This window comes from Shigella sp. FC1567 (genome assembly GCF_001743015.1).
Taxonomy (GTDB): domain Bacteria; phylum Pseudomonadota; class Gammaproteobacteria; order Enterobacterales; family Enterobacteriaceae; genus Escherichia; species Escherichia coli.
The window spans coordinates 1-14,079 of sequence record NZ_MIIV01000010.1 but is presented as its reverse complement, the minus strand read 5'-3'; the positions used below and the strand labels follow the sequence as shown (position 1 = coordinate 14,079).

The following is a 14,079-nucleotide window of genomic DNA, read 5'->3' as shown; positions in this document are numbered from 1 at the left end:
GGTGCAGGTGCAGGTGCAGGTGCAGGTGCAGGTGCAGGTGCAGGTGCAGGTGCAGGTGCAGGTGCAGGTTTAGCTTCCGTTGTCCCTGCTGCCGGTTGTGCCAGCAGGTTACGCACGCGAGTCTGCATCAGTTTTTCCAGCATCGCCTGGCTTTGCAGGGTTTCCGGAAGATCCATCGAGATATTTTGCTGGCTTAACTGGTCCACCTCGTCGAGGAACGCTTTGGTGGTGGCATCATCAGTATCGTAGTAAGCACGTACCCAGGTGGAGACGTTCTCCAGCGCCTGGCGATAAGTCTCTTCCTGGTGACGCGGTACAGCTTGTGCTGCGACCAGCAGGCGAGAGCGAATATTTTCGCGCAGATAGATATCCTGATTTGGCGCTAACAGCGGTACGGCGGTGTCATCACGACGGCGAATCGTAATGAAGTTGTCCATAAAGTTCTGCCAGCTTTTTTGCAGATTGATACGCCATTCGCTGATGGAACTGGAAAGCTCTTCACCATCGGAATCCATCGGCGAACCATCGCTGTCATTATCGGCCAGACGCAGGTTATCTACCTGATTTGAAAGCTGATTAAGCTTAAGGATGATGCCGTCATAATCCACCTGCGAAACTGCAGAAAGGCTGGCGATATCATCGGTAATTGCCCGACGAACGGTAATCAGACTCGGGTCATTCATATCCGCCAGGCTGGCATCTGCACTTTTCAGCAACGCTGCAGCGGTCGTGACGTCCTGATCGCTCCACAGCTTCCGTCCGGCGAGTTTCACCAGAAAATCGGCCTGAGCCAGCAGCCAGGTTTTAGCATCGCTGCCGGAAATGGTGGCGACCTTTTGTTGGACTTCATCCAACTGTTTTGCCAGCGTTTCTTGCTGACGATTCGCCTGCTTAAGCTGTGCAGCTTGTTGCTTAATAATGCCTTCCAGCTCGGCTTTTTGGCTCTCCTGGGCTTTTTGCAATGCCGTCAGTTGGTTAGCCAGGGCATCGCTGGTGGCGGTCTGATTGACGGCCTGTTGTTTACCCCAGCCATACAAACCGACGCCCGCCGCCAGAGCAATAGCGATAGCCACCGCGCTGAGAATCAATGCGGTATTGTTCTTACTCTTTTTTTCTGTTGCGACAGGTTGTGACGTGGTGTCCACGGCCTCCCTGGTCTCTTCAACCACGGCGGAGGTTTTTTCTTGTTCCGTCATTATGGCTTCCTGTTATGAGAGTTATTGTAATGCCCGTAAAAGCGCATCGTTGTCAGCGTTATCGGCGACCTTAATGTCTTGCCAGCCCAGTTCCCGGGCGAGTTTCGCCAAACGCTCACTGACGACCAATAGTCGACAGCGTAGTAACCAGTGCTCACGATACCATTGTGGGATCAGCGACCAGAGTTGCTGCAACATTTCACCGCTGGTAACAACGACCATCGTCACCTCGCGGGATTGCCAGCGCATCGCTTCTTCTGCACCATCGTAATGGATTGCGCATCGTTGATAACATTCACAAAAAGTGACCTCAGCACCGCGCGCTGTCAGGGTATCCCCAATTAGCTCACGACCGCCATTGCCACGTAATATCAGCGCACGTTTGCCCGCAATATTTTGTAATTCAGGTAATTGTAGCAAGACTTCGCTGATTTCCCGATCCTGCGGGTAGAGAATCTTCTGTCCGCTTACGGTATGTAGCGCCAGTGCGGTGGTGCGTCCAATGGCGAAATAATCAGGTAGTCGGGGCCATTTACGATCTTGCTGATGCAGCTGTGATTGGGCAAAAGCAACCGCGTGTTGCGAGAGGGCAAACAACAGATCGCTCTCCCCCAGCGCCGCCAGTTGATCAGCAAGTTGCGGTAATTGTCGACCCGGAGAAAACTCAATCAGCGGAAAATGCCAGGCCACCTGCCCCAGTGTGCGCAGACGGCTCACTAACTCTTCTCCAGCGGGAGACGGGCGGGTGACCAGGATACTCATGCCGGGGCGTCTCCGTTATAGACTTCAGCGAGGATCTCGCGCGCGCCGTTATTCAGTAGCTCTTCTGCCAGCGAAATCCCCATTTGTTCGGCATCTTGCGGCGCACCGCGGCGTTCACCGCGAATAATCTGCGAACCGTCCGGCGCGCCGACCAGCGCACGCAGCCAGATTTCACCATCAATAAGCTCGGCGTAGCTACCAATTGGCACCTGACATCCGCCTTCGAGACGGGTATTCATGGCGCGTTCTGCGGTAACGCGCAGTGCAGTTTCGTGGTGATTCAGCGCGGCAAGCAGCTCGCGAGTGCGTGCATCATCAAGGCGGCATTCAATACCGACCGCACCTTGTCCTACCGCTGGAAGAGAAATCTCGGGTGGTAACGCGGCGCGAATGCGGGACTCCAGACCTAAACGTTTTAGTCCGGCTACGGCAAGAATGATGGCATCGTATTCGCCGTTATCTAGTTTGCTCAGGCGAGTGCCGACGTTGCCGCGCAGGGAGCGGATAATCAGATCCGGGCGGCGTTCAGCCAGTTGGCACTGGCGACGTAAACTGGACGTCCCGACGATACTGCCTGCTGGTAACGCATCCAGACTGTCATAGTTATTGGACACAAAGGCATCGCGAGGATCTTCACGCTCACAAATAGTGACCAGTCCCAGACCTTGCGGGAATTCAACCGGCACATCTTTCATTGAATGTACGGCGATATCGGCGCGATTTTCGAGGAGCGCGACTTCCAGCTCTTTTACAAATAAGCCTTTTCCGCCTACTTTCGCCAGCGGCGTATCAAGAATCACATCGCCGCGCGTCACCATCGGTACCAGTTCAACGACCAGGCCCGGATGGCTCGCCATCAACTTGTCTTTGACATAGTGTGCCTGCCAGAGTGCAAGTGGGCTTTGGCGTGTGGCAATTCTTAAAACATTGTCTAACATGCTTGTTACCGTCATTATCATCCGTGGTCCATCCTAACATCCTTGCCAGAGTGATGTCAGTGTTGTGGTGAAACGTAGACGCCTGCGCAAACCGTAAAATGAGGTCTGGCAGTGGATCCTGACAGGCGTTTCACGCCGTCGTAATAAGGAATTTACAGAGAATAAACGGTGCTACACTTGTATGTAGCGCATCTTTCTTTACGGTCAATCAGCAAGGTGTTAAATTGATCACGTTTTAGACCATTTTTTCGTCGTGAAACTAAAAAAACCAGGCGCGAAAAGTGGTAACGGTTACCTTTGACATACGAAATATCCCGAATGCCGCGTGTTACCGTTGATGTTGGCGGAATCACAGTCATGACGGGTAGCAAATCAGGCGATACGTCTTGTACCTCTATATTGAGACTCTGAAACAGAGACTGGATGCCATAAATCAATTGCGTGTGGATCGCGCGCTTGCTGCTATGGGGCCTGCATTCCAACAGGTCTACAGTCTACTGCCGACATTGTTGCACTATCACCATCCGCTAATGCCGGGTTACCTTGATGGTAACGTTCCCAAAGGCATTTGCCTTTACACGCCTGATGAAACTCAACGCCACTACCTGAACGAGCTTGAACTGTATCGTGGAATGTCAGTACAGGATCCACCGAAAGGTGAGCTTCCAATTACTGGTGTATACACCATGGGCAGCACCTCGTCCGTAGGGCAAAGTTGTTCCTCTGACCTGGATATCTGGGTCTGTCATCAATCCTGGCTCGATAGCGAAGAGCGCCAGTTACTACAACGTAAATGTAGTCTGCTGGAAAGCTGGGCCGCCTCGCTGGGTGTGGAAGTCAGCTTCTTCCTGATTGATGAAAACCGCTTCCGTCATAATGAAAGCGGCAGCTTGGGGGGCGAAGATTGTGGCTCCACCCAGCATATACTGCTGCTTGACGAATTTTATCGTACCGCCGTGCGTCTCGCCGGTAAGCGTATTCTGTGGAATATGGTGCCGTGCGACGAAGAAGAGCATTACGACGACTATGTGATGACGCTTTACGCGCAGGGCGTGCTGACGCCAAATGAATGGCTGGATCTCGGTGGCTTAAGCTCGCTTTCTGCTGAAGAGTACTTTGGTGCCAGCCTTTGGCAGCTCTACAAGAGTATCGATTCCCCATACAAAGCGGTACTGAAAACACTGCTGCTGGAAGCCTATTCCTGGGAATACCCGAACCCACGTCTGCTGGCGAAAGATATCAAACAGCGTTTGCACGACGGTGAGATTGTATCGTTTGGTCTCGATCCATACTGCATGATGCTGGAGCGTGTTACTGAATACCTGACGGCGATTGAAGATTTTACCCGTCTGGATTTAGTACGTCGCTGCTTCTATTTAAAAGTGTGCGAAAAGCTCAGCCGTGAACGCGCCTGCGTAGGCTGGCGTCGCGCAGTGTTGAGCCAGTTAGTGAGCGAGTGGGGTTGGGACGAAGCTCGTCTGGCAATGCTCGATAACCGCGCTAACTGGAAGATTGATCAGGTGCGTGAGGCGCACAACGAGTTGCTCGACGCGATGATGCAGAGCTACCGTAATCTGATCCGCTTTGCGCGTCGCAATAACCTTAGCGTCTCCGCCAGTCCGCAGGATATCGGCGTGCTGACGCGTAAGCTGTATGCCGCGTTTGAAGCATTACCAGGTAAAGTGACGCTGGTAAACCCGCAGATTTCACCCGATCTCTCGGAACCGAATCTGACCTTTATTTATGTGCCGCCGGGCCGTGCTAACCGTTCAGGTTGGTATCTGTATAACCGCGCGCCAAATATTGAGTCGATCATCAGCCATCAGCCGCTGGAATATAACCGTTACCTGAACAAACTGGTGGCGTGGGCATGGTTTAACGGCCTGCTGACCTCGCGCACCCGTTTGTATATTAAAGGTAACGGCATTGTCGATTTGCCTAAGTTGCAGGAGATGGTCGCCGACGTGTCGCACCATTTCCCGCTGCGCTTACCTGCACCGACACCGAAGGCGCTCTACAGCCCGTGTGAGATCCGCCATCTGGCGATTATCGTTAACCTGGAATATGACCCGACAGCGGCGTTCCGCAATCAGGTGGTGCATTTTGATTTCCGTAAGCTGGATGTCTTCAGCTTTGGCGAGAATCAAAATTGCCTGGTAGGTAGCGTTGACCTGCTGTACCGCAACTCGTGGAACGAAGTGCGTACGCTGCACTTCAACGGCGAGCAATCGATGATCGAAGCCCTGAAAACTATTCTCGGCAAAATGCATCAGGACGCCGCACCGCCAGATAGCGTGGAAGTCTTCTGTTATAGCCAGCATCTGCGCGGGTTAATCCGTACTCGCGTGCAGCAACTGGTTTCTGAGTGTATTGAACTGCGCCTTTCCAGCACCCGCCAGGAAACCGGGCGTTTCAAGGCGCTGCGCGTTTCTGGTCAAACCTGGGGCTTGTTCTTCGAACGCCTGAATGTATCGGTACAGAAGCTGGAGAACGCCATCGAGTTTTATGGCGCTATTTCGCATAACAAACTGCACGGCCTGTCAGTGCAGGTTGAAACCAATCACGTCAAATTACCGGCGGTGGTGGACGGCTTTGCTAGTGAAGGGATCATCCAGTTCTTCTTCGAAGAAACGCAAGACGAGAATGGCTTTAATATCTACATTCTTGACGAAAGCAACCGGGTTGAGGTGTATCACCACTGCGAAGGCAGCAAAGAGGAACTGGTGCGTGACGTCAGTCGCTTCTACTCGTCATCGCACGACCGCTTCACCTACGGCTCAAGCTTCATCAACTTCAACCTGCCGCAGTTCTATCAGATTGTGAAGGTTGATGGTCGTGAACAGGTGATTCCGTTCCGCACAAAATCTATCGGTAACATGCCGCCTGCCAATCAGGATCACGATACGCCGCTATTACAGCAATATTTTTCGTGATGAACGTGCCGGAAAGCGAGGCTTATCCGGCATGCAATCTTAGCGGAAACTGACTGTTTCACCTGCCTGCTGCGTCGCCGCCTGTTCCAGCAAATCCCAGAAGGTTTCGCCGCTGCGATCGCAAATCCACTCATCGCCTTTCAGATCAAAATGGTAGCCGCCTTGTTTGGTTGCCAGCCATACCTGGTGCAGCGGTTCCTGGCGGTTGATAATGATTTTGCTGCCGTTTTCAAAGGTAATGGTCAGCACGCCGCCGTTGATTTCGCAGTCGATATCGCTGTCGCCATCCCAGTCGTCCAGATGCTCTTCAATGGTCAGCCACAGTTGATCAGCCAGGCGATGAAATTCACTGTCGTTCATTGTTGTATCCTGTTTTTAAGTGATGGCGGCAGTATAGCGGCATGGGGTCAGGGCTTCAAAGTTTGCACCTCTGCTGCTGCGTTCCGGCATGATTCATCCGTCACCGGAATAATGATGTCTCTGTGTGGCGAAAGATTTGTCTCTTCATTAGGGCGCAGTTACACCACGCCTTTCCCTGTTTCTGGTAAACATTATGATCAGGTTTACCGAGCGAGCATCCTCACGCTGACGGAACTAAAAAAGCCAACAAACAAACCACATTGCGATAGTGCATAAAGCCATCCTGGCGCGAGGTGCCGATCACGAAACTGCCAGCAGAACATAAATCCTCACGAGTAAGCGTTATACTCGCAGCATTTCCTCACTTTTCAGACTTCATAAAGAGTCGCTAAACGCTTGCTTTTACGCCTTCTCCTGCGATGATAGAAAGCAGAAAGCGATGAACTTTACAGGCAATCCATAATGAAAAACGTGTTTAAGGTACTCACTGTATTACTTACTCTCTTCAGCCTGACGGGCTGCGGTCTGAAAGGTCCGCTCTATTTCCCGCCTGCAGATAAAAATGCACCGCCGCCGACCAAACCGGTAGAGACGCAAACGCAATCCACGGTGCCGGATAAAAACGATCGCGCCACTGGGATGGTCCATCCCAGGTGAATTACTAAAAGTCAGTTTCTGTACCCGCGTGATTGGAGTAAATGATGCAGTTCTCGAAAATGCATGGCCTTGGCAACGATTTTATGGTCGTCGACGCGGTAACGCAGAATGTCTTTTTTTCACCGGAGCTGATTCGTCGGCTGGCGGATCGGCACCTGGGGGTAGGGTTTGACCAGCTGCTGGTGGTTGAGCCGCCGTATGATCCTGAACTGGATTTTCACTATCGCATTTTCAATGCTGATGGCAGTGAAGTGGCGCAGTGCGGCAACGGTGCGCGCTGCTTTGCCCGTTTTGTGCGCCTGAAAGGGCTGACCAATAAGCGCGATATCCGCGTCAGCACCGCCAACGGGCGGATGGTTCTGACCGTCACCGATGATGATCTGGTCCGCGTAAATATGGGCGAACCCAACTTCGAACCTTCCGCTGTGCCGTTTCGCGCTAACAAAGCGGAAAAGACCTATATTATGCGCGCCGCCGAGCAGACAATCTTATGCGGCGTGGTGTCGATGGGAAATCCGCATTGCGTGATTCAGGTCGATGATGTCGATACCGCGGCGGTAGAAACGCTTGGTCCTGTTCTGGAAAGCCACGAGCGTTTTCCGGAGCGCGCCAATATCGGTTTTATGCAAGTGGTTAAGCGCGAGCATATTCGTTTACGCGTTTATGAGCGTGGGGCAGGAGAAACCCAGGCCTGCGGCAGCGGCGCGTGTGCGGCGGTTGCAGTAGGGATTCAGCAAGGTTTGCTGGCCGAAGAAGTACGCGTGGAACTCCCCGGCGGTCGTCTTGATATCGCCTGGAAAGGTCCGGGTCACCCGTTATATATGACTGGCCCGGCGGTACATGTCTACGACGGATTTATTCATCTATGAAGCAACCAGGGGAAGAACTGCAGGAAACACTCACGGAGCTTGATGACCGGGCGGTTGTCGATTATCTGATTAAAAATCCTGAGTTTTTTATCCGTAATGCGCGCGCAGTAGAAGCGATACGTGTGCCACATCCGGTACGCGGCACCGTTTCGTTGGTCGAGTGGCACATGGCCCGCGCACGTAATCATATTCATGTTCTGGAAGAGAACATGGCGCTGTTGATGGAACAGGCTATCGCCAACGAAGGCCTGTTTTATCGCCTACTCTACCTGCAGCGCAGTCTCACCGCCGCCAGCAGTCTCGACGATATGCTGATGCGCTTTCACCGCTGGGCGCGCGATCTCGGCCTGGCAGGTGCGAGTCTGCGCCTGTTTCCGGATCGCTGGCGCTTAGGTGCGCCGTCGAACCACACTCATCTGGCATTAAGCCGTCAGTCTTTCGAACCGCTGCGTATTCAGCGTTTGGGGCAGGAACAGCACTATCTTGGGCCGCTTAACGGACCAGAGCTGCTGGTGGTGCTACCGGAAGCGAAAGCGGTGGGATCGGTGGCGATGTCGATGCTGGGAAGCGATGCTGATTTGGGTGTCGTGCTGTTTACCAGTCGCGATGCCAGTCACTATCAACAAGGGCAAGGAACGCAGTTACTTCATGAAATTGCGCTGATGTTGCCGGAGCTTCTGGAGCGTTGGATTGAACGCGTATGACCGATTTACACACCGATGTAGAACGCTACCTACGTTATCTGAGCGTGGAGCGCCAGCTTAGCCCGATAACCCTGCTTAACTACCAGCGTCAGCTTGAGGCGATCATCAATTTTGCCAGCGAAAACGGCCTGCAAAGCTGGCAGCAATGTGATGTGACGATGGTGCGCAATTTTGCTGTACGCAGTCGCCGTAAAGGGCTGGGAGCAGCAAGTCTGGCGTTACGGCTTTCTGCGCTACGTAGCTTTTTTGACTGGCTGGTCAGCCAGAACGAACTCAAAGCTAACCCGGCGAAAGGTGTTTCGGCACCGAAAGCGCCGCGTCATCTGCCGAAAAATATCGACGTCGACGATATGAATCGGCTGCTGGATATTGATATCAACGATCCCCTCGCTGTACGCGACCGTGCAATGCTGGAAGTGATGTACGGCGCTGGTCTGCGTCTTTCCGAGCTGGTGGGGCTGGATATCAAACACCTCGACCTGGAGTCTGGTGAAGTGTGGGTAATGGGGAAAGGCAGCAAAGAGCGCCGCCTGCCGATTGGTCGCAACGCTGTGGCGTGGATTGAGCACTGGCTTGATTTGCGCGACCTGTTTGGTAGCGAAGACGACGCGCTTTTTCTGTCGAAACTGGGCAAGCGTATCTCCGCGCGTAATGTGCAGAAACGCTTTGCCGAATGGGGCATAAAACAAGGGCTGAATAATCACGTTCACCCACATAAATTACGTCACTCGTTCGCTACGCATATGCTGGAGTCGAGCGGCGATCTTCGTGGTGTGCAGGAGCTACTGGGTCATGCCAACCTCTCCACCACGCAAATCTATACTCATCTTGATTTTCAACACCTTGCCTCGGTGTACGATGCGGCGCATCCACGCGCCAAACGGGGGAAATAATGCGTTTTTACCGGCCTTTGGGGCGCATCTCGGCGCTCACCTTTGACCTGGATGATACCCTTTACGATAACCGTCCGGTGATTTTGCGCACCGAGCGAGAGGCGCTTACCTTTGTGCAAAATTATCATCCGGCGCTGCGCAGCTTCCAGAATGAAGATCTGCAACGCCTGCGCCAGGCGGTACGGGAAGCGGAACCCGAGATTTATCACGACGTGACGCGCTGGCGTTTTCGTTCGATTGAACAAGCGATGCTCGACGCCGGGCTGAGTGCCGAAGAAGCCAGTGCAGGCGCACACGCAGCAATGATCAACTTTGCCAAATGGCGCAGCCGAATCGACGTCCCGCAGCAAACTCACGACACCTTAAAACAGCTGGCGAAGAAATGGCCGCTGGTGGCGATCACCAACGGTAACGCCCAGCCGGAACTGTTTGGTTTGGGGGATTATTTTGAGTTTGTGCTGCGCGCTGGCCCGCACGGGCGCTCAAAACCGTTCAGCGATATGTACTTTCTGGCTGCGGAAAAACTCAACGTGCCGATCGGCGAGATCTTACATGTTGGGGACGATCTCACCACTGACGTGGGTGGGGCAATTCGCAGCGGAATGCAGGCCTGTTGGATCAGACCGGAAAATGGCGATCTGATGCAAACCTGGGACAGCCGTTTACTGCCGCATCTGGAAATTTCCCGGTTGGCATCTCTGACCTCGCTGATATAATCAGCAAATCTGTATATATACCCAGCTTTTTGGCGGAGGGCGTTGCGCTTCTCCGCCCAACCTATTTTTACGCGGCGGTGCCAATGGACGTTTCTTACCTGCTCGACAGCCTTAATGACAAACAGCGCGAAGCGGTGGCCGCGCCACGCAGCAACCTTCTGGTGCTGGCGGGCGCGGGCAGTGGTAAGACGCGCGTACTGGTGCATCGTATCGCCTGGCTGATGAGCGTGGAAAACTGCTTGCCATACTCGATTATGGCGGTGACGTTTACCAACAAAGCGGCGGCGGAGATGCGTCATCGTATCGGGCAGCTAATGGGCACCAGCCAGGGCGGCATGTGGGTCGGCACCTTCCACGGGCTGGCGCACCGTCTGCTGCGTGCGCACCATATGGACGCCAATCTGCCGCAGGATTTTCAGATCCTCGACAGCGAGGACCAGCTACGCCTGCTCAAACGCCTAATCAAGGCGATGAACCTCGACGAGAAGCAGTGGCCGCCGCGCCAGGCAATGTGGTACATCAACAGCCAGAAAGATGAAGGCCTGCGTCCACATCATATTCAAAGCTACGGTAATCCGGTGGAGCAGACCTGGCAGAAGGTGTATCAGGCGTATCAGGAAGCGTGTGACCGCGCGGGCCTGGTGGACTTCGCCGAGCTGCTGCTGCGCGCTCACGAGTTGTGGCTTAACAAGCCGCATATCCTGCAACACTACCGCGAACGTTTTACCAATATCCTGGTGGACGAATTCCAGGATACCAACAACATTCAGTACGCGTGGATCCGCCTGCTGGCGGGCGACACCGGCAAAGTGATGATCGTCGGTGATGACGACCAGTCAATCTACGGCTGGCGCGGGGCGCAGGTGGAGAATATTCAGCGTTTCCTTAATGATTTCCCCGGTGCCGAAACTATTCGTCTGGAGCAAAACTACCGCTCTACCAGCAATATTCTGAGCGCCGCTAACGCCCTGATTGAAAACAATAACGGGCGTCTGGGTAAAAAACTGTGGACCGATGGCGCGGACGGTGAGCCTATTTCCCTCTATTGCGCTTTTAACGAACTCGATGAAGCGCGTTTTGTGGTTAACCGCATCAAAACCTGGCAGGACAACGGCGGGGCGCTTGCCGAGTGCGCCATTCTCTACCGCAGTAACGCCCAGTCGCGTGTGCTGGAAGAAGCACTGTTGCAGGCGAGTATGCCGTACCGTATTTACGGCGGGATGCGCTTCTTCGAACGCCAGGAAATCAAAGATGCGCTCTCGTATCTGCGCCTGATTGCCAACCGTAACGACGACGCGGCCTTTGAGCGTGTGGTGAATACGCCAACGCGGGGTATTGGTGACCGGACGCTGGACGTGGTACGTCAGACATCGCGCGATCGCCAGTTAACACTCTGGCAGGCATGTCGTGAACTGTTGCAGGAAAAAGCCCTCGCCGGACGTGCTGCCAGCGCCTTACAGCGGTTTATGGAACTGATCGACGCCTTAGCGCAGGAAACTGCCGATATGCCGCTGCATGTACAGACTGACCGGGTAATTAAAGACTCCGGCCTGCGTACCATGTACGAGCAGGAGAAGGGCGAAAAAGGTCAGACGCGTATCGAAAACTTAGAGGAACTGGTGACGGCAACGCGCCAGTTCAGCTACAACGAAGAAGACGAAGATTTAATGCCGCTGCAGGCGTTCCTATCCCATGCGGCGCTGGAAGCAGGCGAAGGGCAGGCGGATACCTGGCAGGATGCGGTACAACTGATGACCATGCACTCGGCGAAAGGTCTGGAGTTCCCGCAGGTGTTTATCGTCGGTATGGAAGAGGGCATGTTCCCAAGCCAGATGTCGCTGGATGAAGGCGGGCGTCTGGAAGAAGAACGCCGTCTGGCCTACGTTGGCGTAACCCGCGCGATGCAGAAACTGACGCTGACCTACGCGGAAACTCGCCGTCTGTATGGCAAAGAGGTTTACCATCGCCCGTCGCGCTTTATTGGCGAGCTGCCGGAAGAGTGTGTGGAAGAGGTGCGCCTGCGCGCCACGGTAAGCCGCCCGGTCAGCCATCAGCGGATGGGTACGCCGATGGTCGAGAACGACAGCGGCTACAAGCTCGGCCAGCGTGTACGCCACGCTAAGTTTGGTGAAGGCACCATCGTCAATATGGAAGGCAGCGGTGAACATAGCCGTTTGCAGGTGGCATTCCAGGGCCAGGGTATTAAATGGCTGGTGGCGGCTTATGCCCGGTTGGAGACGGTGTGACGTTGCGGGATGCGGTGCGCCACACCGCATTCCGCATCAGCACCTTACTTAGCGCACTTCTTCACATCAATATTCCAGTCAGCACCAGACGCAACCTGATGTTTCTGCGCGAAATTATCCATATTCAGCGCCACGGAAACATTCAATAAGCTGTTCAGATACACCATCGGCTGGCCTTCCGGCACATCGCCGAAGCTTGCGACATACGGCATTTTCCCTGCGTATTTTTGCTGGGAACCTTCGGAAATGGTCACACACAACGTGTCGTTGAGTTTGATTTCTGCCTGATTCAGCAACTCGTCGCTGATATTGCTCCAGACGTTGCCGTACTGAATATCGAGAATCGGGATATTGCCCTTCACTTCACCTTTTGTTGCTTTTGCTTTCTGATAAGAAAGTTCGACAACTTTTGCTGGAAGCTCTGGCCCCACCTGTTCGAACGTAATCGCCCCGGAAGCCAGACGTGCACCGGTGTAGGCATACACGTCACGACCGTGGAAGGTATATGACTTTTCAGAACCTTTCAGGCGGTTAGCTTTTTCGTCGATTTCCCGGACGCTATCAATACCCAGAGTTTGTGCCACCAAAGTGAGCGTACCGTTATCTGGTGAAACGAAGTATTGACCGCTTTTGGTTTTCAGCACTACCGATTTACGGTCAGTGCCTACGCCCGGATCGACCACGCTAACAAACACCGAACCTTGCGGCCAGTAACTGGCAGTCTGATACAGGCGATAAGCGCCTTCCCAGATGTTATACGGTGGAATTTCGTGTGTTAAATCAAAGATTTTAAGATTATGGTCAACGCCGAATGCGACCCCTTTCATCGCCGAGACGGCACCATCTTTCAGGCTAAAATCAGTTTGTAAAATCAAAGCGTTATCCGCATAGGCGGATGATGATCCCAGACACGTTAATAAAAATAACGTTGCGAGCGTTTTTTTCATTTTTGTTTCCCTTCATTTATCTGATGATTTTCCAGCTGTGTAGCCAGTCCCAGTTTGTCTGGCCTCCTCGAGTGTACAATGCTTAACCTTTCCGCTCGACGGAAATCATGGTGACAAAAGGATAGCGTTGCCACGGGATTGCCCCGCCTTTCATATACATATGTGAAATTGTGCCATCAAGATAAAGCAACTGCTCAACGTTCAGTTTCGCTTTGGCATAACAGGCAAAATCATAAAAATTTGTCGCCTGCTGGCTCAACAAAAACACGGCGTTCCCTTGTTTATTAATCCCTACACCGTTACGAATTTTACGCGAGGCAACATTCGGGTGAATGCGTGGATTAATTACGCCGTTTTCTAATAACATTGGCCCTGACTGCACCGCAAACTGAATCTCTTTACTGGTTTTAAAGGCATCCAGACGAATGATGCCGACTTTATCTCCCGCAACATAAAACACGCCGCCAGGACGGATAAAGAAATTCCCTTCACCTGAAGCGAGATTTAACGCCACCTTCTGCTGTAATGCCAGTCAGTTAAGCAACTGACTGGCTCTTTTTCGGGGCTGTGGGGTATTTCCAGGGCCTCTCCTTTACCACTCTCGGGAAGGCCCTTCCCCTTCTCGTCGGTAATTTCACAAGTTGTCCCATACTTGCAAGATCGCGCATCAGCTCCGGTATACGTCCCGGTGAAGCGCCCTGCAATGTCATCAGCATTCTCATCACCATTCCGCATGATTCTGAGAAACTCAGTTGATTCGGCCAGTAACCTTTCAGATGTTCCGCCATTTTAATCATCTGATATCTCACCAGATTATAAGCCAGTAAGACACCCCACAGCTCTTGCTCCACAAGCTCC

The 14,079-nt window shown here is 53.2% G+C and carries 11 protein-coding genes and 4 pseudogenes; 7 read left to right on the top strand and 8 right to left on the bottom strand.

Annotation, left to right across the window (positions count from 1 at the left end; genetic code table 11):
* The 3 genes from hemX to hemC all read right to left on the bottom strand — a co-directional run.
* A partial coding sequence (gene hemX / locus BHE85_RS00820) for a uroporphyrinogen-III C-methyltransferase (RefSeq protein WP_021568889.1) occupies nucleotides 1-1,196 on the bottom strand: 1,196 nt, incomplete at its 3' end.
* Between the two features lie 21 nt (nucleotides 1,197-1,217).
* Nucleotides 1,218-1,958 carry a uroporphyrinogen-III synthase gene (gene hemD, locus BHE85_RS00815; protein ID WP_000026062.1) on the bottom strand — a complete coding sequence of 247 codons (741 nt, stop codon included), beginning with the start codon at nucleotides 1,956-1,958 and terminating at the stop codon, nucleotides 1,218-1,220.
* On the bottom strand, nucleotides 1,955-2,896 hold the full coding sequence (hemC, locus tag BHE85_RS00810) for a hydroxymethylbilane synthase (RefSeq protein WP_001314260.1): 942 nt from the start codon (nucleotides 2,894-2,896) through the stop codon (nucleotides 1,955-1,957). The genes hemD and hemC overlap by 4 nt, the downstream gene beginning before the upstream one ends.
* Nucleotides 2,897-3,282: 386 nt before the next feature.
* On the opposite strand from hemC, the gene cyaA reads away from it, so the two are divergent.
* Entirely contained in the window at nucleotides 3,283-5,829 is a 2,547-nt protein-coding gene (gene cyaA, locus BHE85_RS00805; RefSeq protein WP_000281680.1) for a class I adenylate cyclase, read from the top strand.
* A 39-nt stretch (nucleotides 5,830-5,868) separates the two neighbouring features.
* Here the strand turns inward: cyaA and cyaY are convergent, their stop codons facing one another.
* Together cyaY and BHE85_RS28180 are read right to left on the bottom strand one after the other, a co-directional pair.
* On the bottom strand, nucleotides 5,869-6,189 hold the full coding sequence (cyaY, locus tag BHE85_RS00800; protein WP_000999936.1) for an iron donor protein CyaY: 321 nt from the start codon (nucleotides 6,187-6,189) through the stop codon (nucleotides 5,869-5,871).
* Nucleotides 6,190-6,317: 128 nt separating this feature from the next.
* Nucleotides 6,318-6,493: pseudogene (locus BHE85_RS28180) on the bottom strand (DKNYY family protein); the annotation flags it as partial.
* A gap of 158 nt (nucleotides 6,494-6,651) precedes the next feature.
* Between BHE85_RS28180 and lptM the strand changes: the two are divergent.
* The 6 genes and pseudogenes from lptM (at nucleotide 6,652) to uvrD (ending at nucleotide 12,274) form a co-directional block, all read left to right on the top strand.
* Nucleotides 6,652-6,854: pseudogene (gene lptM / locus BHE85_RS00790) on the top strand (LPS translocon maturation chaperone LptM).
* 36 nt (nucleotides 6,855-6,890) lie between these two features.
* Complete coding sequence (gene dapF / locus BHE85_RS00785) at nucleotides 6,891-7,715, top strand: diaminopimelate epimerase (RefSeq protein ID WP_001160654.1); 825 nt, start codon at nucleotides 6,891-6,893, stop codon at nucleotides 7,713-7,715.
* Nucleotides 7,712-8,419 (top strand): DUF484 domain-containing protein, encoded by a 708-nt coding sequence (locus BHE85_RS00780; protein ID WP_000812796.1) that lies wholly within the window; start codon nucleotides 7,712-7,714, stop codon nucleotides 8,417-8,419. Before dapF ends, BHE85_RS00780 begins: the two co-directional genes overlap by 4 nt.
* The gene (gene xerC / locus BHE85_RS00775; RefSeq protein ID WP_000130691.1) at nucleotides 8,416-9,312 is read left to right on the top strand and encodes a tyrosine recombinase XerC; all 897 of its coding nucleotides are present in this window, start codon (nucleotides 8,416-8,418) and stop codon (nucleotides 9,310-9,312) included. Before BHE85_RS00780 ends, xerC begins: the two co-directional genes overlap by 4 nt.
* Nucleotides 9,312-10,028: a 5-amino-6-(5-phospho-D-ribitylamino)uracil phosphatase YigB gene (gene yigB, locus BHE85_RS00770; RefSeq protein WP_001213584.1), complete on the top strand. Its 717-nt coding sequence runs from the start codon at nucleotides 9,312-9,314 to the stop codon at nucleotides 10,026-10,028. The genes xerC and yigB overlap by 1 nt, the downstream gene beginning before the upstream one ends.
* Before the next feature lie 83 nt (nucleotides 10,029-10,111).
* Nucleotides 10,112-12,274, top strand: a complete 2,163-nt coding sequence (gene uvrD / locus BHE85_RS00765) for a DNA helicase II (RefSeq protein WP_000383383.1) — start codon at nucleotides 10,112-10,114, stop codon at nucleotides 12,272-12,274.
* A 44-nt stretch (nucleotides 12,275-12,318) separates the two neighbouring features.
* Here uvrD and BHE85_RS00760 read toward each other — a convergent pair whose 3' ends face one another.
* The 3 genes and pseudogenes from BHE85_RS00760 to BHE85_RS00750 form a co-directional block, all read right to left on the bottom strand.
* The gene (locus BHE85_RS00760) at nucleotides 12,319-13,221 is read right to left on the bottom strand and encodes an SAM hydrolase/SAM-dependent halogenase family protein (protein WP_000751632.1); all 903 of its coding nucleotides are present in this window, start codon (nucleotides 13,219-13,221) and stop codon (nucleotides 12,319-12,321) included.
* Between the two features lie 82 nt (nucleotides 13,222-13,303).
* Nucleotides 13,304-13,744 (bottom strand): annotated as a pseudogene (locus BHE85_RS00755) (phosphodiester glycosidase family protein); the annotation flags it as partial.
* A gap of 13 nt (nucleotides 13,745-13,757) precedes the next feature.
* A pseudogene (locus BHE85_RS00750) lies at nucleotides 13,758-14,079 on the bottom strand (IS4 family transposase); the annotation flags it as partial.